At 34.3% G+C, this 20,845-nt stretch carries 21 protein-coding genes and 1 pseudogene; 2 read left to right on the forward strand and 20 right to left on the reverse strand.

Annotated elements, in window-relative coordinates; genetic code table 11:
- Positions 1 to 134: 134 nt before the first annotated feature.
- Positions 135 to 308: a hypothetical protein gene (locus tag TTE_RS14075; protein ID WP_011026730.1), complete on the reverse strand. Its 174-nt coding sequence runs from the start codon at positions 306 to 308 to the stop codon at positions 135 to 137.
- A gap of 471 nt (positions 309 to 779) precedes the next feature.
- Positions 780 to 1,367, reverse strand: a complete 588-nt coding sequence (locus tag TTE_RS13070; protein ID WP_011026731.1) for a hypothetical protein — start codon at positions 1,365 to 1,367, stop codon at positions 780 to 782.
- A gap of 205 nt (positions 1,368 to 1,572) precedes the next feature.
- Here TTE_RS13070 and TTE_RS13075 point away from each other — a divergent pair.
- Positions 1,573 to 2,795, forward strand: a pseudogene (locus TTE_RS13075) (IS256 family transposase).
- Between the two features lie 319 nt (positions 2,796 to 3,114).
- Here the strand turns inward: TTE_RS13075 and TTE_RS13080 are convergent.
- The 9 genes from TTE_RS13080 to TTE_RS14080 all read right to left on the reverse strand — a co-directional run bounded on the left by TTE_RS13080 (position 3,115) and on the right by TTE_RS14080 (position 11,293).
- Positions 3,115 to 3,696 carry a hypothetical protein gene (locus TTE_RS13080; RefSeq protein WP_226990209.1) on the reverse strand — a complete coding sequence of 194 codons (582 nt, stop codon included), beginning with the start codon at positions 3,694 to 3,696 and terminating at the stop codon, positions 3,115 to 3,117.
- Between the two features lie 462 nt (positions 3,697 to 4,158).
- Complete coding sequence (locus TTE_RS13085) at positions 4,159 to 4,338, reverse strand: hypothetical protein (RefSeq protein WP_041587250.1); 180 nt, start codon at positions 4,336 to 4,338, stop codon at positions 4,159 to 4,161.
- 432 nt (positions 4,339 to 4,770) lie between these two features.
- The gene (locus tag TTE_RS13090; RefSeq protein WP_011026735.1) at positions 4,771 to 5,358 is read right to left on the reverse strand and encodes a hypothetical protein; all 588 of its coding nucleotides are present in this window, start codon (positions 5,356 to 5,358) and stop codon (positions 4,771 to 4,773) included.
- Between the two features lie 32 nt (positions 5,359 to 5,390).
- Entirely contained in the window at positions 5,391 to 6,518 is a 1,128-nt protein-coding gene (locus TTE_RS13095) for a hypothetical protein (protein WP_011026736.1), read from the reverse strand.
- Positions 6,519 to 7,208: 690 nt separating this feature from the next.
- Positions 7,209 to 8,027, reverse strand: coding sequence for an ABC transporter transmembrane domain-containing protein (locus tag TTE_RS13665; protein WP_081427438.1), 819 nt, complete (start codon positions 8,025 to 8,027; stop codon positions 7,209 to 7,211).
- A gap of 33 nt (positions 8,028 to 8,060) precedes the next feature.
- On the reverse strand, positions 8,061 to 9,794 hold the full coding sequence (locus TTE_RS13110; protein ID WP_011026738.1) for an ABC transporter ATP-binding protein: 1,734 nt from the start codon (positions 9,792 to 9,794) through the stop codon (positions 8,061 to 8,063).
- A gap of 19 nt (positions 9,795 to 9,813) precedes the next feature.
- Positions 9,814 to 10,581 (reverse strand): SPASM domain-containing protein, encoded by a 768-nt coding sequence (locus TTE_RS13115; protein ID WP_011026739.1) that lies wholly within the window; start codon positions 10,579 to 10,581, stop codon positions 9,814 to 9,816.
- Positions 10,582 to 10,725: 144 nt separating this feature from the next.
- Complete coding sequence (locus tag TTE_RS14535; protein ID WP_012268693.1) at positions 10,726 to 10,860, reverse strand: hypothetical protein; 135 nt, start codon at positions 10,858 to 10,860, stop codon at positions 10,726 to 10,728.
- 283 nt (positions 10,861 to 11,143) lie between these two features.
- Positions 11,144 to 11,293 (reverse strand): hypothetical protein, encoded by a 150-nt coding sequence (locus TTE_RS14080; protein WP_162828801.1) that lies wholly within the window; start codon positions 11,291 to 11,293, stop codon positions 11,144 to 11,146.
- A 101-nt stretch (positions 11,294 to 11,394) separates the two neighbouring features.
- On the opposite strand from TTE_RS14080, the gene TTE_RS13120 reads away from it, so the two are divergent.
- Positions 11,395 to 12,360, forward strand: a complete 966-nt coding sequence (locus TTE_RS13120) for a helix-turn-helix domain-containing protein (RefSeq protein ID WP_011026740.1) — start codon at positions 11,395 to 11,397, stop codon at positions 12,358 to 12,360.
- Between the two features lie 209 nt (positions 12,361 to 12,569).
- Here the strand turns inward: TTE_RS13120 and hcp are convergent, their stop codons facing one another.
- From hcp to TTE_RS13165, 9 genes are all read right to left on the reverse strand, one after another.
- Positions 12,570 to 14,219: a hydroxylamine reductase gene (hcp, locus tag TTE_RS13125; protein ID WP_041587251.1), complete on the reverse strand. Its 1,650-nt coding sequence runs from the start codon at positions 14,217 to 14,219 to the stop codon at positions 12,570 to 12,572.
- Positions 14,220 to 14,334: 115 nt separating this feature from the next.
- A complete protein-coding gene (locus TTE_RS13130) occupies positions 14,335 to 15,024 on the reverse strand; it encodes a Crp/Fnr family transcriptional regulator (RefSeq protein ID WP_081427439.1) in 690 nt (229 codons plus the stop codon).
- Between the two features lie 3 nt (positions 15,025 to 15,027).
- Entirely contained in the window at positions 15,028 to 16,362 is a 1,335-nt protein-coding gene (dnaB, locus tag TTE_RS13135; RefSeq protein ID WP_011026743.1) for a replicative DNA helicase, read from the reverse strand.
- A gap of 19 nt (positions 16,363 to 16,381) precedes the next feature.
- Entirely contained in the window at positions 16,382 to 16,825 is a 444-nt protein-coding gene (gene rplI / locus TTE_RS13140; RefSeq protein ID WP_011026744.1) for a 50S ribosomal protein L9, read from the reverse strand.
- Positions 16,822 to 18,789: a DHH family phosphoesterase gene (locus TTE_RS13145; protein ID WP_011026745.1), complete on the reverse strand. Its 1,968-nt coding sequence runs from the start codon at positions 18,787 to 18,789 to the stop codon at positions 16,822 to 16,824. Before TTE_RS13145 ends, rplI begins: the two co-directional genes overlap by 4 nt.
- 12 nt (positions 18,790 to 18,801) lie before the next feature.
- Positions 18,802 to 19,710 carry a YybS family protein gene (locus TTE_RS13150; RefSeq protein WP_011026746.1) on the reverse strand — a complete coding sequence of 303 codons (909 nt, stop codon included), beginning with the start codon at positions 19,708 to 19,710 and terminating at the stop codon, positions 18,802 to 18,804.
- 4 nt (positions 19,711 to 19,714) lie between these two features.
- Positions 19,715 to 20,023 (reverse strand): MazG-like family protein, encoded by a 309-nt coding sequence (locus TTE_RS13155; RefSeq protein WP_011026747.1) that lies wholly within the window; start codon positions 20,021 to 20,023, stop codon positions 19,715 to 19,717.
- Between the two features lie 59 nt (positions 20,024 to 20,082).
- A complete protein-coding gene (rpsR, locus tag TTE_RS13160) occupies positions 20,083 to 20,352 on the reverse strand; it encodes a 30S ribosomal protein S18 (protein WP_011026748.1) in 270 nt (89 codons plus the stop codon).
- Positions 20,353 to 20,373: 21 nt separating this feature from the next.
- Positions 20,374 to 20,826 carry a single-stranded DNA-binding protein gene (locus TTE_RS13165; RefSeq protein WP_011026749.1) on the reverse strand — a complete coding sequence of 151 codons (453 nt, stop codon included), beginning with the start codon at positions 20,824 to 20,826 and terminating at the stop codon, positions 20,374 to 20,376.
- Positions 20,827 to 20,845: the final 19 nt, after the last annotated feature.

Consider the following 20,845-nt stretch of genomic DNA (forward strand, 5'->3'; position numbering starts at 1 on the left):
AAAAATGGATGGATCCTACTGTAACTTAGAAGTTTTTTGTGAGGAACTTAAAAATATCCGCAAATCTGTGGAATTTCCCTAAACTAATGTTTCCGTGTATAGTTTCATTAATTTGGAAAGAGGATATTAAGTTTTTAGTTTTTCCCTTGATATATGGGTTCTCTATATACCTTTGGTTCTCTTTCTTCTGCTAACGTGTATTGTTGCATTATTTTTTTATCATTTATATAGGAGGGCTTTACGTTAATGTACGTCACTATCCCAAGTAAAAAATCTACTAATGCCAACAAAGCTATAGCTTTCTTCAATTTTCTTCACCTCCCAAATTTTCTTTCAATTTTATCCTAACATTCTTATCTCTACTAATAAAATGACAAAAACGCTTATAGACCTCTCCAATATTTCGTTTCAGCGAAGTTATTCGCTTTTTTTCTCATTTTTCATATATTGCCAGTGAAAAATTTTAATTTTGTAACTGTAACTTACAACAGGTTAAATTTATAAAATGGCTTCAACGACTGTAATATTATCTATTACAGAACATAAAAAGGTATTCTTAAAATAAATTGTTTGAAAATTTAAACTTTATATACCTTTGCTTTTAATTTTTTGTCATTCTCCCCTATAGGTATAAATGTTATAATTACAAAAACTTTTTATACTTTTCTTTCTGACAATGGCGAAATAATGTTTTCTAATAGAGAATAAATCAAAAAGCCCTCCTATTTCTAGAGGACTTTTTGATTTCAAACAAAAGGAACCGTTCTCTTTGTCAAGTTTTACATTGGTTCAGAATCTGTCACTTCTATATTTATGTCGTCTTTATCAATAACAGTTCCCCCAGCAGTTTCAGTATACCAACCTAACCATGAAGTCCCTGAAGGTGAATATTTTTTCCAATATAATAACCCTGAAGAATTAATGCCCACTTGATAATTAGTTAAATAATATACTGTACGTGGAGGAACAGTAAAAGCAACTCCATACTCTTTTCCTGCATACCATGTTTGACTTCTGTCAACTTCTACACCTGTTTTTAATTTTATTCCAGCAAGAAACCCATTCCCTACTGTAGTTTCTCCTGAAACATTTGTTGAAACATTCCAATAAATTTGTTTGGTGTTCAGCTGTTTATAAGTACCATTTATTGGGGTATTAGTATAATTTGCTAATCTGTATGTCCCTGCACTTGCATAATGCCAATTTTTACTTGCATAATTAGGGTCATAGTGATCAAAAACATATATATAACCGTCATTAGGTACTCCCATAGTAGATATTAAGTCATTGTTATTTTTGATACTTTTTGGGATAACTTCTCTTTTGCTTCCATCTTTATCTATTTCCCAAGCTCTTATTTCTGGCAATTTGAATTGGGATTTTTCTACTTTACTTTTGACCTTTTCTAATACACTATCTGGTATTGTATTATCATTACCATTGGATAAATCATTTGCATAAACAAAATAAGTTAAGTCTATATAATTGTGTAAAAAGGAGTTGAGCCATTCCCCACCCCTGGTTAGAATAGAAATAGAAACGAACCAAAAAATCTAACCGGAGGGATAGGAAATGGCTCAATACAATATTACCATAGATTCTGAAATTTTGCATTATCTTTTTGTAAAAGGAACAAAAGATGAAAAGTTAGCTAAATTATTAGAGTCTGTACTTAATCAAATTTTAGCAGCTCAGGCTACTGAACAAGTTAAAGCTGAACCTTATGAAAGGACAGAAGAAAGACAGGATTATCGTAATGGTTATTATTCAAGAAGTTTAATTACCAGAGTTGGAACTCTCACCTTAAGAGTTCCAAGACTCCGCAATGGCAAATTTACCACTGACCTTTTTAACCGTTACCAGAGAAGTGAGCAGGCCCTTTTGTTGGCACTAATGGAGATGGTGGTTAATGGAGTATCTACCCGAAAAATCGAAGAAATCACTTATGAACTTTGTGGAACTGAATTTTCAAAATCCACAATTTCCGAGCTTTGCAAAAATCTCGATCCTATTATTACAGCGTGGAATTCAAGACCTTTAAGAGAAAAAAGCTTTCCCTTTGTTATAGTTGATGCCAGGTGTAAGAGTAAGAGAAGAGGGACGTGTTCGTCAACGCAGCGTATTAATTGCTGTAGGCATAAATGAAAAGGCTTACGAGAAGTATTAGGCCTTATGATAGGAGACAGTGAATCAGAAGATAGCTGGAGTGAATTCTTTTCATGGCTGAAGCAGAGAGGGCTCCATGGAGTTGATTTGGTAGTTTCCGATCATCATAGTGGACTTGTACAAGCTATTTGTCGACACTTCCAGGGAGCTACGTGGCAAAGGTGCCAAACACATTTTATGAGAAATATCCTTGATAAGACTCCAAAAGCTTTACAAAAAGAATTACATGCCAAATGAAAGCCTATTTTGAAGCACCAGATCCCAGAACAGCAAGGATGCTATTAAATCAAGTATTAGATGAATATAGAGATAAAGCTCCTAAAGCAATGGAGATTTTAGAAGAAGGATTTGAAGATGCAATAGCAGTTTTAGAACTTCCTGAGCCTTATCGAAGGAGACTTCGCACTACTAATATGTTAGAGCGTCTAAATGAAGAAATTCGTCGTCGTGAAAGAGTTATAAGAATATTCCCAAGTCGAGAATCTGGCATTCGTCTAATAGGAGCATTGTTAATGGAACAAGATGAAAAATGGGCTTCAGGGAGGAAGTATTTAGATATGACTGAGTATTTCGAGTGGCAAAAAGAAATTTCAAAAAAAGCGAAGGATAAGGTTATTTCAATAAAATGACCTTTATCACCACCGTTAGTTTTTAATAACTGCTGGAGCCCCCTGGTGTCAAGGACGGGCAAAAGCCCGGCGTAGCGTATCCTTGACACCAGGGGGCGGAAGCAGTACAATGAATTGAACGGTGGTGATAAAGAAGGTTCATGTTCTAACCAGGGGGATTTTACACAAAAATTTGGACTTGACCAACAAAATATGCATTTATAAATAATGTAAAGACAAGAATCATAAGTAACAATATAATTTTTTTCATTCTGGATTTCTCCTTTCTCTTCATAAATTATATTTTAAAAGTTTAAAAGTAGTTATTATCATATCTAGTCTAATCATTTTTTGTCTTATCAAAATTTTTTAATATTTCTATTAATGCTTTCATGACATTATTCATTAATGATATATCTACTTCGCTTGTTGATGAATATTGAACTAAAACTATCAAATTTTTATATGTTAAAACAGCTGTACTATTTTTTTCTGCTAAATTTTTATTTAAATGTGCAAATCCTTTATTATAAATCCATCCCACAAAATCATTACCAAGATAATTTTCCGTGTAGTAAATTCCAACTGTTATTTGTATATTCTGTTTTTCATTTTCTATAGTAAACTGTTCATCAGTATTTGGAGAATTAAAATCACCGTTTAAAGTTAAAAACTCCCTTTTACCAAATGATAGTTCTTTTTCAATTGCAGTAACATTCCCATCTATAGTGCTAGCCTTCACTTTGAAACCCTCTATGTTAAAAGTCTTAACCATTGTTCCAAATAATTCCTTATAATCTTTATAGCTTAATATATCCAAATTATCCGTGGTTTCGTTATTTGTTATTAAGTTATCCCTAATTTTGTTTATAGTGCCCAAATGTGTTTTGTAATATAAAAATGTTAACGCAATTATGACCACAATCAAAATAATTACCATCAATATATTTTTATATTTTGTAATTTTCTACGCCCCCTGTTAAATAATTTTTACTACCAAAATGTTATTTTAACGCATTTTACCATCACCTCCCAGACACTGCAAAATGCCATCTTATTAAATCTTCCTCTCCTAATGGTCCAACTTTATTTTTGACCACCATGTTAAAACACAACGAAGATATCAAAATGGCGCCATCTTTACATATCTCTTCCTTAACTATATAACAGATGGTAAATAGAATAATTTCAACACGATTTAAATCAGGGTAAGGCATCAAAAAATGGATAAATTTTAGTATAACTTAGAAGCTTTTGATTAAGAGTAGAAAATATTCGCAAATCTTTGAAACTTCTTCAAAGCAGTATTTCCGTGTACAGTTTTGTCATTTAGAAAGGATATAGTAACTATATCACTAAATTTTTTATAATTCTACTGGTTCTTTCAATTGATGGTATGTGTTTTATCCCACCTTTCTCCATGTATCATTGGTCCTCTTTCTTCTGCTACTAGGTATTGGCGTACCACTTTTTTATCATTCACATAAGTTGGAGCTATGTTAACATATGCCAATGTCCCAAGCAAAGAAATTACTATTATCAACAAAACTATAATTCTCCTCAATTTACTTCACCTCCCAAGTCCTCTTTCAATTTTATCCTAACATTCTTACCTCTACCAGTAAAATGGCAAAAACGTTTATAGGCCCTTACAATATTTCGTTTCATCGAAGTTATTCGCTTTTTTCTTTCTTTTTCTCTTTTTTTCATATATCACCAGTGAAAAATTTTAATTTTGTAACTGTAAGTTACAACAGGTTAAATTTGTAAAATGGCTTCAAAAACAGTGAAATACAGTGGTACAGGATTTAAAAAGGGATTTTTAAAATAAATTATCTGAAAATTTGGACTTTAACATAAATCATCCAAACAAAGGGGACGGTTCTCTTTGTTTGAAACCTAAAAATCGGACAAAAGGAACCGTCCCCGGTGTCTGTCTGCACTGATTTATAAAGTAGCAAAATACTATAATTACAATTGATACTCAATAGCAGTTTTATTCAATTTTCTTTACACTAGCTAAAATATGCCATATTTCATTTTTGTTTTTATTATAAAATTGTTTGTCGACTTGGGCATGAGCTTCCAAGCGCCAGCCAGACTCAAATCTTGGTGGGTTATCTTTGTCATAATAAAGAACTACTGTTTTTACTTTGTTTTCAACTATTCCAGAGTATACTTCCCCTCTTTTCACATTTCCAACCACGAGTTGACTTTTTTGAAAACCCTGTTTTTCCCACTCATTCCCTCGGCTTTTATCTACAGGCACGCCCCCTACAATTCCAAGTATTGTTATCTTATTTTCTTTATCCCCCTCTTTGTACAATTCTACTCCCCAATCTGGAGAAGCTTCCTTTTCTGAAGTTGCTTCCCATGTGGGTAATTTTTCTACAACCCATCCCTTTGGATATTTAAAACTAAATGAGCCTTTAGTATCTCCAGCTTTTTTCATGTAATCGTACTCTAGATAGTTATCATAATTATATGAATAATTTTCAGGAATTGTACCTATCTTCTCCGAACAAGCCACAAAAAGAAAGAAAATCAATAAGGATAATGAAATAAAATATAACCATTTCTTCATTTTTCTCCCTCCTAGATTATTTCTTTTTTCATTTATTCTAACTCGAGAAACAAACTATACGGTAAAATCGGGTCATCCATGTATGTCAGTGTAAAAGGCCTATATTTTCCATCAGCCATTTGAGTATAGGTCCATACAGTATATTGCGCATAATAAGGAGTTTGTTCATATGCATATACTTTTTTGTTTGTTTTGTCGTTATATGCAATTAAAAATGTGTGGCCTTCATTTACTACAGCATCTCCTCTTTGAAGTTGTAGATATGATGTTAATAATTCACTTGAGGTAGGGTTATCTACATTGTATGAACCCACTTTCTTGTACGTCCCATTTTTTATCCCTTGTAAAAAACTCCATGTCGTCTGTCTACTTATCCCCCATGCAAAACTCACAAATCCAGAACAATCACTCCCATATCTAGGCATTATTCTACCATTAGGATCTGTATACGGAACATAAAAATCTGCTGCATTATTTAGACTTTGCAAAAAACCAATTTCATCTCTTTGATTCGGTGTCTGAGAATATGGTATTCCTTTATAAGTTACACCTTTTGTAAAGGTATATCTTCCTAACCATCCGGTTAGATTCTGAGAAGGAGTCCAAGAAACATCTACCATTCTCTTTGCTTTATCAACCACATAATCTCTCAAATAGGTAGAATTTGTTTTTTTATCTGTATCTTTATCTAATTTTAGAATTACCTCTCTTACATCAGTCCTTCCTTCAACATTTACTTTAATTTCTCTTGTAAAATTTGAAATTGATACTCTGACAATCGTACTTCCTTTACCTACTGCCAAAATTCTCCCTTTATAAGCAAATACTACATCAGGGTTATCACTTTCCCAATCAGCAATATTACTTACCTTTTCAAAGGTCCCGTCATTATATTTAACTATTGCATCTACGAACTCTGACTCTCCGATATTTTCAATATTTACTACTTCAGTATAGAGTATTAAATCATCTATTTTTTTTAAGGATACATTACTCAACTTATCATTATAATATAATTCGTTCAATTCTGTCCCATCTATTCTTACACTTATTCCTGACAACTCGTAATAATTCTTAGAACTAATTGAATCAGCTAAGACGGCGCTCCATGTTGATAAAATTAACAAAATTATCAATATCGAAATTACAAATCTTCTCATAAAATTATCTCCTCCCTACAAATATTTTCTACCCTATAACAAAGCAATACAGTTTATTAATTTATTTTTAAGCAATTCCTCGAAAATGAAGTTCACCACAGGCAATTTTAAATATTTAAATTCTTCCATTTCAATGACCTTATAATTTTCTTTTTGCTACTGGCAAATATTTTTGAATTGTTTTTACATCTTTTATATGGAAATAATATAGAGCAACCCTAATTAATATAAATATCTCCAATAAAGAGGTTATTATGATCAGCAGAGTTATCGCTTTTTCAATTTACTTCTCCTCCCAAATCCTCTTTCAATTTTATCCTAACATTCTTATCTCTACCAGTAAAATGGCAAAAACGTTTATAAGCCTCCCCAATATTTCGTTTCATCGAAGTTATTCGCTTTTTTCTTTCTTTTTCTCTTTTTTTCATATATCACCAGTGAAAAATTTTAATTTTGTAACTGTAAGTTACAATAGGTTAAATTTGCAAAATGGCTTCAAAAACAGTGAAATACAGTGGTACAGGATTTAAAAAGGGATTTTTAAAATAAATTATCTGAAAATTTGGACTTTAACATAAATCATCCAAACAAAGGGGACGGTTCTCTTTGTTTGAAACCTAAAAATCGGACAAAAGGAACCGTCCCCGGCGTTTGATGTACTTTAAAGAGAAAACTAAATCGATTCACTCATTACTTCATCCCAATGGAATTATAGGAGTGTAGTTCTATTGCATCTTCTTCCCACATACCTAATCCAAACACTACTAACATTAAACCCAAAGCTAAAAAATACCCAATTACATCTGCCATATTCAGTACTAAATTGAATTTGAGCTTATTTTTCTCTACTTCTTCATTTACATTTTCAAAATTCTCTTTTGCCTTTCCTTCTATGCCAAAGCTTTTTATTACCTCAAACCCCGCGAGGATATCTTTTGCCATACTCGTATATTCTTCTAAACTGTGTGAGAAAATTCCTCTTAAATCGCTTATCTTTCTATCCAGAACTCTCGGTATTAACATGCTTAAAACTGTCAAACCAATTATTATAAAGGTAATTTTATAACTAAGTATGAATAAAACAATTAGTGCTGCTAAAAATCCCACTCCACTGCTTACCAGTTCAAAAAAGTTGTTGAAATAATTTTCTTCTATCATGTTTATATCGTTGGAAACAATTGAAATATATTTACCGGTATTTACTTCATCAAATTGATTTAAATCTTTTCCTATAATTTTCTCAAAGAGTACATTTTTTAAATGTATTAAGCTCTTTTTGATATAGTCGAATTTAGATATTTGAGCCAACCAGAGTACAAGGCTGTTGAAAATCACAAAAACCAATGCTATTTCAACGGCAGTATAAAAATTCTCTAATCTGCCTATTGTAGCTACATCAAAAAACATTTTTAAGATAAATGCTACAAAAACATTCATCAAAGCAGCAAGAATTGCAAAAAATACTGCAATTACAAATTCTTTTTTATATTTTAACAAAAATGCCTTCACTTTGGCTCATCCTCCTCTATAAAACACTTTACCTTACACCACATATATTCCCTCTTCTTCTATACGCTCCTCTACTTTATCCAGCTTCTCTATATTAAACAAACTGTAAAAATACCCTTTCATCTTCATTAAATCATCAAACCTTCCTTTCTCCACAATCCTTCCATCCCTTAATACTATTATCTCGTCATACCTTTTGAGTAGCTCACTCCACAACCTGTGTGTTACAACTATCGCTGTTATGTCCATATCTAGTATCGTCTTCTCTATCATATACGCCGTCTCATTGTCTAACGCCGCTGTCGCCTCATCCAGTGCCAGTATTGACGCATTTGTTATTATTGACCTAGCTATCGCTATCCTCTGCCTCTCCCCTCCCGATAAAAGTTTTCCCCCTTCTCCTACATCACTTAATATCCCCTCTGGCAATTTCTCTAATAACGGCCCTAATCCTGCTATCTTCGCCGCTCTTACTACTTCTTCATCCGTGTATCTGTCATTAAATAGGGTTATGTTGTCTTTTACTGTCCCGTCAAATATGAATACATTCTGATGTAATAGGGTTATTATCTTGAATAAGTCTTTCTTGTCTATTCTTCTTAATTCTATCCCATCTAATTTTATTTCTCCTTCATAGTTTTCATATTGTTTTAACAATAACTTGAGTATTGTGGATTTCCCTGCTCCACTTGTCCCTACTAATGCGTACTTTCCTCCTTTTTTGATTGTAAAGTTTATATTATCCAAAGCTTTTGTCTCCCCTGTGTAGCTAAAAGATACGTTTTTAAATTCTATTGAGTCGTTAAAAGATTTTACTGGTATATAATCATTCCTCTCTTCCTTTTCCTGTAATACTTCATTTATCTTCTGTGATATGCTCTTTAATGAGAGTATCCTGTTGAGATTTTGACCCATACTGTATATTGGCATAATTATGTTATTGGTAAGCTGTACACAGGCAATCATCGTTCCTAAAGTCATCTCTCCTTTTATGGTAAAGTATAAACCTACTGCAAATACAGAGAGGAAAATAAAGCTACTTAAAATTTCTGACATGGTGTCAGAGGTATTTAAAAGTACGCTGTATTTAAGCTTTTTATCTTCCACATCTTCATTAACTTTTGAAAACTTCTCATGTACTTTATCCTCTATCCCGAAGCTCTTTATCACTTCAAGTCCTGTAAGAGTATCTTTAGATTCTATAGTAAAAAGTTCTAAGCTCTCAGAATAATCGTTTCTCATTTTAGCAATCTTATCATCAAAAATGCGAGGAATTATTACACTAAGAATTGCCATGAGTATTATCATCACAGTTATTTTGTAACTTAATATAAATAGAGAAATTAATGCAGCCACAAATCCTACTGCACTGCCTAAAAGCCTAAAGAAATTGTTAAAATAATCCTCTTCTACAATCTTTACATCATTTGAAATAATTGAAATGTACTTACCTGTATTAACTTCATTAAAATGTTCCACATCCTTTTTAATGATTGCTCTAAATAACCTGTCTTTTAGGTATATCAAAGTTTTTTTCATGTAATGAAATCGAGTTGTTCTATTTAACCATCCAACTACTGCTTCCAATATGGTAAACATTACTGCGAATTTGACAACAGAATAAAATTTCACCAAATCACGTGTAGTTGCTACATCTATGAGTTTTTTATAAATAAAAGCAAAGTAAATATTTATCAATACAGAAGCTACTAAGAAAAATACTGCAAGCACAAACTCTTTTTTATACTTGAATAGAAATTCTCTCATACAGGTCTTTCACTCCTTTTCACACAACATTTAAAAATTTATCCTCAATTCCTTTTGTTGTTTTCCTTAGGTTGCCGTATAGTTTTTCAAAATTGCCATTTAAAATGTAATATCCTAATTTTTCTAAGACTATTTCTGTTATTTTCCGTATATTTATACACTCACTTGTTATAATATTTTCTTCTAAGTTATTTTTTTGTATAGCTCCCAAGCACTTTACACACCAATATCTAGCAATACATTTCTGACATTCTGAAAATCTAGATTTCTTTATTTTGTAAAAATTATCTGACACCTTATTGAATTTTTTAAAATCGAAGTTTGTAATGTCGTTAAAATCTATTTTCCCCATATGATATTCATTTCTCCCAATGAACAATTGGCATGGCCATATATCCCCGCTGGCTGTTATCGTAATATTTGAGATACCTGTAGTACAAAAATTATCATTATATGATTTGGAGAAAAATGATATTAATGGAAGAGAGTATTCATTTAGATAAATAAACCTATCAGCGATTATATTGTCAAACACATATTCAACTTCTTTTTCTATATCTTGGACCTTTTCCTTTTCTACTTTAAGCGTTTCATCTTCTGTAATCACATCGCCAATAGCAATGTGTTTTACTTTAAACTCATTATAAAGGTACTCTGCGATCTGATGTTTAGAATATTTCTTTTGAGCCGGAAGGGTATATATAGATTCTATTGTATTAAAATTGTTTGTATTACTCTTAAGAAATTTAGCATTATACGCTACAGCATCAATTTCTATACTCAGCACATCTTAAAACTTTTTTATTTGTAGTTACATCAAAGTTCTAAGATGTGCCTTCAGCCTACCTGAAATGTATTTTGGCTTTGTAATAGTATCTTCTACGATTAAGTAAGCATTGGATATGAAAAATACTTTTCAATTTCTAAGCTTCTATCCACCCCATGGATTATTTATATCTCCATGTATCCTTGGTTCTCTTTCTTCTGCTACTAGATATTGGAGCACCTCTTTTTTATCATTCACATAAGCTGGAGTTACACTAATGTACGTCAATATTCCAAGCAAAAAAACTATATCACCAGTGAAAATTTTTAATTTTGTAACTGTAAGTTACAATAGGCTAAATTTGTAAAATGGCTTCTAAGAGAGTAAAATACAGTGGTATAAGATTTGAAAAGGGATTTTTAAAATAAATTATCCGAAAATTTGGACTTTAACACAAATAATCCAAACAAAGAAGGCGGTTCTTTTTGTTTGGAATCTAGAAATCGGATAAAAGGAACTGTCACCTGCATTTGTCTCTGGCGTTTTATGTACTTTAAAAAGAAAACTAAATCGATTCACCCCATCATTTCATCCCAATGGAGTCATAGGAGTGCAAGTCAATTGCATCTTCTTCCCACAGTGGAACTACTTTCCCTTCTCCTAATGGACTAAAAAAGCAAGATGTAAATAAAATGTTTACAACAAAGAACATAATTATTAGTTTCTTATTCATTCCATCTTCACCTGCCCTTTACATTTTCTCCTTTTAACTATATAATAGATAATAACCAGGATATTTTCAAGCCGATTTGAATCGGCATGAGGTGTTAAAAAATGGATGGTTTCTATTATGATTTAGAAGCATTTGGTGAAGAACTTAAAAATATTCGCAAATCTCTGGGACTTTCCCAAAGCGATGTTGCTGAACAAGCTTTCATCAGCAGGGATACACTTAGAAAAATTGAAAACGGTAAAGTCATACCCAAACAGGAAACTTTAGATCTTTTGTCCCATCTCTATAAAAAAGATTTAAATGAATTGCTCCTAAAATACAGATTAAAAGATTATTCTACTTTCTTTGACATAAAATCCTCTCTCGAAAAGAAACTTGAAAGCGGAGATTTTGAAAGTTTGAGAGATGATATTGATAGGTTAAAGAAATTGCTTGAAAAAGGTGATATGAGCCTATATTACTCTAAGTTATTAAATCAACTTTTACTAACTGCTGAGTCTGTCTTTGAAAAAACAATCAATGAAAATTATGAAAAAGCTATGGAAAAGCTTCAAAAAGCGATGGAAATCACTATCCCAAATTTCTCTCTTTCTAATTATGCGGATTTTGTTTACAGTGACATGGAAATTCGAATTCTAATGAACATGGCTTTGCTCCTTAAAAAAATAGAAGGTGCAGAAAAAAGCCTTGAAGTCCTCTTATTCTGCTTACATAATCTTTCTTCTGAAGAATGGGAAACGAGAATAAGGTTGTATTACAATATATCATATACTTATCACATTCTTTCGCTTGACGAAGAAGCTTTACATTATGCAAATCTTGGAATAGGAACCTGTGTAAAAAATAATATTTTAAGTGGTCTGGGACTTCTGTATTTTAGAAAAGCAATTGCAGAGTACAATCTCGGCAGAGAAGAATACAAAGACTCTTTATCTAAATCTATACATTTACTCGAAATAACTGGTCAGGAAAAACTTATAAAGACGATTATGGAGTCCTGCAGGAAGTTCTATAATTTGGAAATTTCTAAGGAAAACAATATGCTTGTAATAAAAAGTCATGAATAAAACGAAATTTTTCTCTCTCATTTTTACATTTGACACCCAAAATTTCCAATTATTCTGTCACATCCATTGATGAGATAGTGTCTTCTATCAAAGGACAAAACAAAAAGCTCTCCAGAAAATGGAGAGCTTTTTGTTTTCAAACAAATAGAACTATCCCTAAGGTTTGCTGGAGAATTTTTTCACACCACTGAACTGTCTCCGGTGTTTGATTACGCTCCTAAGAACATTTTTAAGTCATCTTCTACGTTTGTTATGCCACCAATACCAAATTTCTCAACTAATACTTTTGTCACATTTGGTGATAGGAAAGCAGGAAGTGTTGGGCCTAAGTGAATATTTTTTACTCCAAGGTAAAGTAGTGCCAGAAGTACTATTACAGCTTTTTGTTCATACCATGCAATGTTATATGATATAGGAAGTTCGTTTATGTCGTTTAATCCGAATATTTCTTTAAGCTTCATTGCTATTACAGCAAGGGAATAAGAGTCGTTGCACTGTCCGGCATCTAATACTCTTGGAATGCCATCTATGTCTCCAAGATTTAGCTTGTTGTATCTGTATTTTGCACATCCTGCGGTTAGAATCACTGTGTCTTTTGGAAGAGCTTTGGCAAATTCTGTATAATAGGTTCTACTTTTCATTCTTCCGTCGCAGCCTGCCATTACAAAGAATCTCTTTATTGCTCCTGTCTTTACTGCTTCTACAATCTTATCCGCTAACTGTAAAACCTGGTTGTGAGCAAAGCCTCCTATTATTTCTCCTCTTTCAATCTCTACAGGAGGTTTGCATCTTTTGGCATGCTCAATTATCTCTGAGAAATCTTTCTTACCATCTGGTCCTTCAGGAATGTATTTTACCCCTTCAAAGCCTACGACGCCTGTAGTGTAGACTCTGTCTTTATAAGAGTCTTTAGGCGGAATGAGGCAGTTTGTAGTCATTAAAATTGGTCCGTTAAATAGTTCGAATTCCTTGTCCTGCTGCCACCATGCATTGCCATAATTGCCTACAAAGTGAGGATATTTCTTAAAAGCAGGATAATAGTGAGCTGGTAACATCTCTCCATGAGTATATACATCTACACCTGTGCCAGCAGTTTGCTCAAGAAGCTGTTCTAAGTCCTTTAAATCGTGACCGCTTACCAATATTCCTGGATTATTTCTCACTCCAATATTGACTTTTGTTATCTCAGGATGACCGTAGGTAGAAGTATTGGCTTTGTCAAGAAGTGCCATTGTATCTACGCCGTATTTCCCTGTCTCCATTGCCAAAGCCACATAGTCATCCACTGTCAAACTGTCATCTAAAACCTTAGCCAATGCTTTCTCCATAAACTTAAATATATTGTCATCTTTATAACCCAGTTGATATGCATGATATGCATAGGCTGCCATACCCTTTACACCATAAGTTATTAACTCCCTTAAAGACCTTATGTCTTCATCTTCTGTAGATAAAACTCCTACTTCCTGAGAAATTGCTTCTATATCGGCATCCGTGCCATAAGTCCATGAAATGGCATCTATATTTTTATATTCGTCTACTCTTACACCTTTATTTCTAAGGTCTTCTTTGATTTCATCCCTCAATGCCACTGCTTCTTTTATTTTTCTTAAGAAGAAGTTCCTGTCAAAATTCACATTTGTAATTGTAGAAAATAAGCCTTCAATTAGGAAGCGATCTGTTTTTTCTTTATTTACACCGACTTCTCTTGCCTTTAAGTTTAAAAAAGATATGCCCTTCAGGGTAAAAATTAGCAAATCCTGAAGGTTTGCTACATCGGCTGTTTTGCCGCACACACCAATTGTCGTACATCCTGTATTCTTCAATGCCTCCTGACATTGATAACAAAACATCTTCATGCCCACTACCTCCTTAAATTTGTTTTTACATAGTAAATGATAGGGTATATTAAGAGAAAAATCTGTGACAAAAATCACATAAAATAAAAAAGTCCCAAATAACTTTGGGACAAAATCAGAGCATTTTTCTGAGTTCTTCTAAATCTTTTATCAATATTTTGTCTTTGCCAAGCTTTATTATTCCATCTCTATCCATTTGACTTAAAATCCTTGTGATATTTTCTCGAGAAGTTCCGGCTAAATTGGCCAGTTCCTGTCTTTTTAGGTCTATTTCTACCAAAATTCCTTCTTTTGTGGATATGCCCCTTTCTCTCGCAAAAGTAAGTAAAATAGAAGCTGTTCTTCCTACAGAGTCTCTTAAAGCTAGGTTTTCTATCACAACAGCTATGTATTTCAACCTTTTTGCCAATATCTTTATTATGCTAAGGGCTATTTGGGTATCTTTTAAAATTAGGTCTTCTATGTCTTTATTTCTTAGTTCCAAAATTTCGCTATCCTCTATTGCTTCAGCAGTAGCCGGATATTCGCCTCCTATAAATAAGGTAGATTCTCCGAAGACATCCCCTTCTTCCATTATCTTTATAGTATATTCTTTCCCGACAGAAGAGATTTTGGAGATTTTTATTTTTCCTGTCTTCACAAAATATATAGCTTCTCCTTTTTGACCTTCTGTGAAGATAATGCATCCCTTTTTGACAGGTTTTAATGTTGCAATGTTGTGTAGTTTCTCGAGCTTTTCATCTTCTAGCTCACTGAAGTAAGGGATTTTTCTTAAATATTTAAGTTCTTTCACGGGCTTTACCACCCTTTATCCTTCTTCTGTCCTGTACTTATCTAAACTTACAAATTTTGTATACTGAGCGAGCCACAAAAGCTCTACCACTCCTGTAGGTCCGTTTCTGTGTTTTGCAATTATCACTTCTGCTATGTTTTTCTTTTCAGAGTCTTTATGATAGTAATCATCTCTATACAAAAACATGACAATGTCAGCATCCTGCTCTATGGCTCCTGATTCTCTCAAATCGCTTAAAACAGGCCTGTGGTCTGACCTGGTCTCAGGTGCGCGTGAAAGCTGGGATAAGGTGATTACTGGGACGTTTAATTCTCTTGCCAGGCTTTTTAATGACCTTGATATTTCTGAAATTTCTTGCTGTCTGTTTTCTGCTCTTCCTCTTCCCTGCATAAGCTGAAGGTAATCTATCATCACCAACCCTAAGCCCTTTTCAAGCTTTAATCTCCTTGCTTTTGCTCTTATGTCCATTACAGTTACACCGGGAGTATCGTCAATGTAGATAGGAGCCTTTGAAAGAGGAGTCATGGCAGCTGCTAATTTCATCCAGTCCTCTTCATCTAAATTTCCGGTCCTGAGTTTCTGGCTGTCAATATTGGCCGTTGAGCATATAAGCCTTGTGACAAGCTGTTCTTTTGACATCTCTAAACTAAATATAGCAACAGGAAGCCCTGTTAAAAGTGCGGCATTTTGTGCAATGTTTAGCGCAAATGAAGTCTTGCCCATTGAAGGCCTTGCAGCGATTAATATAAAGTCAGAAGGCTGAAATCCCGCTGTCTTGGCATCTAAATCTGGAAAACCCGAAGGTATACCTGTAAGCTTTCCTTTGTTTTTATAAAGCTCTTCAATTTTATAAAAAGTATCCATTAAAATGTCTTTCATTGAAGAAAAAGTAGTGGTATTCCTTCCCTGGGCTATGTCGAATATTTTCTGTTCGGCAATATCTAAAACAGTTTCCACGTCGTCTTCCTGATAGCTTAATTCCATAATCTCTGAAGATGCCTCAATAAGCCGCCTTAAAGTAGCTTTTTCTTTTATAAGTTTAGCGTAATAGGAGACATTGGCTGTGGTAATTACGCTGGAAGTGAGGCTTGCAAGGTATTCTATTCCGCCCACTACTTCCAGCATGTCCCTTTTCCTTAGCTCATCCACTACTGTAACAAGGTCGACTGGTATGTCCTTTTCAAACATTTCCATTATTACGTCAAAAAGTTTCTTGTGGGATTCTTTATAAAAATCCTCTGCTCTTAATATCTCAGACACTTCTATTATGGCTTCTCTGGACAAGAGCATTGAACCTAAAACCGATTGTTCTGCCTCTATGTTTTGGGGAGGGATGCGCGTCCTGTCCATTCATATTCCCCCTCACTTTTCACTCGGCTACCACATCCACCTGCACTTTTGCTGTAACTCCCTGATACAATTTTATCTCGGCATAGTAAGTGCCAGTTGTCTTTATATTTTCAGGAAGGACTATTTTCTTTTTGTCAATTTCAAATCCCTTTTCTTTTAAGGCTTCTTCTACATCTTTTGAAGTAACAGAACCAAAGAGTTTGCCATTTTCTCCTGCTTTTACTTTCAATGTCACTCCCACTTTAGAAAGTTTTTGAGCCAGTTCCTTTGCCTGCTCTAATTCCTGCTGCCTCTTTCTCTCTTCTGCCTTTTTCTTTTCATTTAACATTTTTAAATTTGACTCTGTAGCTTCAATTGCAAGTCCCTTAGGAATCAGATAATTCCTTCCATATCCATCGCTTACATTTACAACCTCTCCTGCCTTACCCACATTTTTTACATCTTTTACCAATATAACTTTCATCTATCTTCACCTTCCTCTTCAAAGTATTCTTTTATAGCCTGTTTCAATTCATTTAACACTTCTTCCATAGGCTTTTTAACCTGTGCACCGGCGACAGTCAAATGTCCTCCTCCACCCAATTTTTCTAGTATTATTTGTACATTTACATCTCCCATGGAACGGCCGCTTATGGCGACATCCTCTTCCCTCTGCAGAAGGACAAAAGAAGCTTTTACTCCTTTTATTGTCAAAAGTTCATCAGCCGCCTGTGCGATTATTAAATTGTTGGCAGCAGGAGGGCTTATAGCTATTGCAATGCCATTGTCAAGTATTTCTGCATTTTTTACTATAGTCGCTTTTATGATGTAGGAAGCCAAATCGTTCTGGAAAAGCTGTTTCACAGAAGTTGTATCTGCTCCTTTTTTTCTCAGGAAAGAAGCCGCTTCAAAAGTCCTGGAACCTGTTCTAAAAGTGAAGTTTTTAGTGTCAACAGCTATTCCAGCAAGAAGAGCTTCTGCCTCAATCGGTTTTAAATCGACTTTTTCTACAATATACTGGAGTATTTCAGTCACAAGCTCACTGGCAGAAGAAGCATATGGCTCTAAGTAGACTAACACAGCTTTGTCAATGAATTCTTTACCTCTTCTGTGGTGGTCAATTACAACAATTCTATCAATCAATTCTACAATTTCGGGGTAGCTGAGATAACTTGGCCTGTGTGTATCCACCACTATTAATAAGCTGTTTTCATCTATCATGTTTTTCACTTCTGAACTTTTTATAAACAGGTCTTGATACCCATCTGTTGCCTTTATTTTCTTCACAAGCTCATCTATAGCCACATTGGATTTGTCCAGGATTATATAAGCTTTTTTACCCAAATCCGCACAAGCTCTGTACATCCCAATAGCCGCACCTAAAGAGTCAAAGTCCATAAAATTGTGCCCCATTATAAAAATGGTAGAAGATTCTTTAATAAGTTCTCTTAAGGCGTGGGCTATAACTCTTGCTTTTACTCTTGTCCTTTTTTCTACAGCCTGTGTCCTTCCGCCGTAAAAAGATATTTTGTCTCCTCTTTTTACAACAGCCTGGTCTCCTCCCCTCCCCAGCGCAAGGTCTAAAGCAGAAGAAGCGTACTCGTTTAAAGTGAGAAAATCGTCAGCTTCTGCCCCTACGCCTATGCTCAAGGTGAGAAGGACTCTCATTTCCTCTCCAGTTTCTCTTATTTTGTCTAATATGTCAAATCTATTTTCTTCCAGTTTTTTTAATTCTCCTTCTTTAAAAATTGCAAAGTATTTGTCGTCATCATATTTTTTCAAAAAGGCTTTTATAGAAGAAGCCCATTCTGAGAGTTTTTTCTCTATTTCAGAAGAGATGACGGCTCTTTTTACATCTTCCACGCTCATCAATGCTTCTTCGTAATTGTCAATCATTATATGAGCTACAACAGGCCTTGAAGTTGCCAAGCTCTTTTTCAATTGTACATAGTCTGTATCGTCAAAAAAGAGCAAGGTAGCACTTGTATCTCCCTCTCTTTTTTTCTTGAAAGAGGATTCTATTTTCAAGACAGAATAGTATCTGCCATTGAATTCTATCTGCCCTTTTAATTCTTCTGTTTTTGCTGTGACATACTTTTTTATGAGCTTTTTTATCTCTTCATTTTCATTAAAGGTTTGAGAATAATGGGTGTTATACCATATAATTTCTCCTCTGTCATTTAAAATAACAGCAGGAAGCGGAATCTTTGCCAAGACAGTTTTTGAAGCCTTGTCCACACTGAAAAATATATCCTCTATGTACCTGTCAAGCTCTATCTTTTTCCTCTTTACCCCATAGTATTCTGCCAAAAGTATGTATAAAAGGATGATAAAAGAAATAGAAGCGATTATTTTGTTGTAATAAAATAAAAACCCTATTAAGAAAGCAGATAGCAAGAGGTTTAAGATGTTTATGGAAGATATTATCCTATAAAATTTTTTATCCACAAAGACACCTCTTTACCTTAAATATTTCCTAAGGTCAAGGCTCGTATCAGCTATCCCCACAACCGCCAAAAGCCAGGAGGTCAAAGGGAAAAAGAGCAAAAACACCAGCAACAAGTTCGCTCCCCACGAGTTCATGTTTAATTTTCGGGTGAGATAAAATTTTATTAACGCCAGTCCCCCTACAGTAAAGCCAAAAGATAAAAGAACTACTATATTGGTAATTATCAAATTAGGTTCTTTTGTAAAATACTGATACAGCAAGGCTACGATAAAAATCCAGCCAGTGATATAAGGCATTTTCCACTCATCAAAAGGAGGCAATGGCTCTATATTAAAGTGCTGCGTTTTCAATATCCTGTAAACTAATAAATAGTTTAGCCAAACCATGAGCAAAACAGCAATTATTAAAGAAGCAGGTATTGTCATCTCCAGCATCTGCTTTATAGAAAGCAGGTTAGACTGTATCATGGAAAAATTAGGATGACCCTTGTAAGATGATGATATATTCGCAACTGCGGCATCGATGGCTTTAAAAAAGTGCGCCATTATGTCTACATTAAATGCCAGTTTGAGTAAATAAAATATCCCGACCATGCCAACAATTGAAAGGGCAGTGACATCAAGAAGCACCTCACTAGCTTTTCTCTTTTTAGAGATGAGGTAGCCCATTAGAAATCCCTGTAGCGCGAAAAAAAGAGCAGTAAAAGCAGTCCCCAAGTCTATAAAAATGACATCTGCTGTAAAGACTATAAAAGAAGCGGCAATAGCGTAAGATTCAGAACCGCGAATACAGGCTATAGCAATGGGGGCCGGAATCAGGAAAAAGAGCAAAAAAAGTGGTGGAAAGTATGCCCCTAAAAGGCTCAATACTACTGCCAAAGCCGCCATCATTGCCGCATTTGTGAGTTTTCTAGTATCCATTAAATCACTCCCGCTTTCGACTTTTAACATACTTCAAGAGCTCAGAAAAATTATATTCTACATCAAAGTTTTTATCAACAATTAAAGATTTCAATTTTTTTGTAAATGCCTCATCTATCTCTTCAAACCTGTAACCTATTTTATCCCCCAAAAGATAAGTGTAAATTAAAATATCTACAATGCTATCTAAGATAGCATCTTCTTCTCCTGCATCGACAAAAGATTTTAGCAAATTATATAATTTCCCCAAAATTTCTACTTTTAAGTTCTCTATCTCCCTTATATTTTTAGCAATTTCCAAATCGCTTTTCATCTTTCCTCCGCCCTTTTTAGTAAACTAAAAGAGGGCATAGCCCTCTTATAATTATACCATTATTCTACTGTATATGGTAGCAGTGCAATTTGCCTTGCTCTTTTGATCGCTTTAGTGAGCTGCCTCTGATGTCTTGCGCAATTTCCTGTTATTCTCCTCGGCAAAATTTTGCCTCTTTCTGTGATATATTTGCGAAGTCTTGCTACGTCTTTGTAGTCAATTCTATCTATGTTATCTGCGCAAAAGGCGCATACTCTCTTTTTCTTTTTGTTTCTTCTATTTTTAGCAGCTGCAGCTGCCGCAGTTTCATTGGTATTTGCCGTCGTCACTTTCAAACCTCCTTTCTTCCTTTAAAAAGGCAAGTCATCTTCGCTCTCTATAGGCGTAAACCCATCAAAATCGTCGGGGATGTCTTCGAATAGCTTATCAAAATCTTCATCCAATTCTTTCTCCTCTTCTGGAGCGCTGCCACTACCAAAGCCAGATTTAGGCTCTAAGAATCTCACATCATCTGCTACCACTTCAGTGACCCAATGGCGGTTACCACTGCTGTCATCCCATGTCCTTGTCTGTATACTCCCTGTAACCGCTACTAGTCTCCCTTTTTTTAGATTGTTAGCACAGATTTCCGCCAGCTTTCTCCACGTGACGATGGGTATAAAATCTGTAGGCCTTTCCCCGCTCTGGCTCACATAGTTCCTGTTAACCGCCAGTGTAAAGGTAGTAACAGGAACCATGTCAGAGGTATACCTCATGACAGGGTCTTTTGTCAAGCGGCCTATCAGAATTACTTTATTTAACATTTTTAACCCACCTTTTTAT

Source organism: Caldanaerobacter subterraneus subsp. tengcongensis MB4, assembly GCF_000007085.1.
GTDB classification, from domain to species: domain Bacteria; phylum Bacillota; class Thermoanaerobacteria; order Thermoanaerobacterales; family Thermoanaerobacteraceae; genus Thermoanaerobacter; species Thermoanaerobacter subterraneus.

Coding starts and splice junctions, on each gene's coding strand:
- TTE_RS13090 (WP_011026735.1), bottom strand. CDS start 5,358: ATGAAGAAATGGTTATATTTTATTTCATTATCCTTATTGATTTTCTTT.
- dnaB (WP_011026743.1), bottom strand. CDS start 16,362: ATGGACAGGACGCGCATCCCTCCCCAAAACATAGAGGCAGAACAATCG.
- TTE_RS13150 (WP_011026746.1), bottom strand. CDS start 19,710: ATGGATACTAGAAAACTCACAAATGCGGCAATGATGGCGGCTTTGGCA.
- TTE_RS13095 (WP_011026736.1), bottom strand. CDS start 6,518: ATGAGAAGATTTGTAATTTCGATATTGATAATTTTGTTAATTTTATCA.
- TTE_RS13120 (WP_011026740.1), top strand. CDS start 11,395: ATGGATGGTTTCTATTATGATTTAGAAGCATTTGGTGAAGAACTTAAA.
- TTE_RS13165 (WP_011026749.1), bottom strand. CDS start 20,826: ATGTTAAATAAAGTAATTCTGATAGGCCGCTTGACAAAAGACCCTGTC.
- rplI (WP_011026744.1), bottom strand. CDS start 16,825: ATGAAAGTTATATTGGTAAAAGATGTAAAAAATGTGGGTAAGGCAGGA.
- TTE_RS13155 (WP_011026747.1), bottom strand. CDS start 20,023: ATGAAAAGCGATTTGGAAATTGCTAAAAATATAAGGGAGATAGAGAAC.
- TTE_RS13110 (WP_011026738.1), bottom strand. CDS start 9,794: ATGAGAGAATTTCTATTCAAGTATAAAAAAGAGTTTGTGCTTGCAGTA.
- hcp (WP_041587251.1), bottom strand. CDS start 14,219: ATGAAGATGTTTTGTTATCAATGTCAGGAGGCATTGAAGAATACAGGA.
- TTE_RS14080 (WP_162828801.1), bottom strand. CDS start 11,293: ATGAATAAGAAACTAATAATTATGTTCTTTGTTGTAAACATTTTATTT.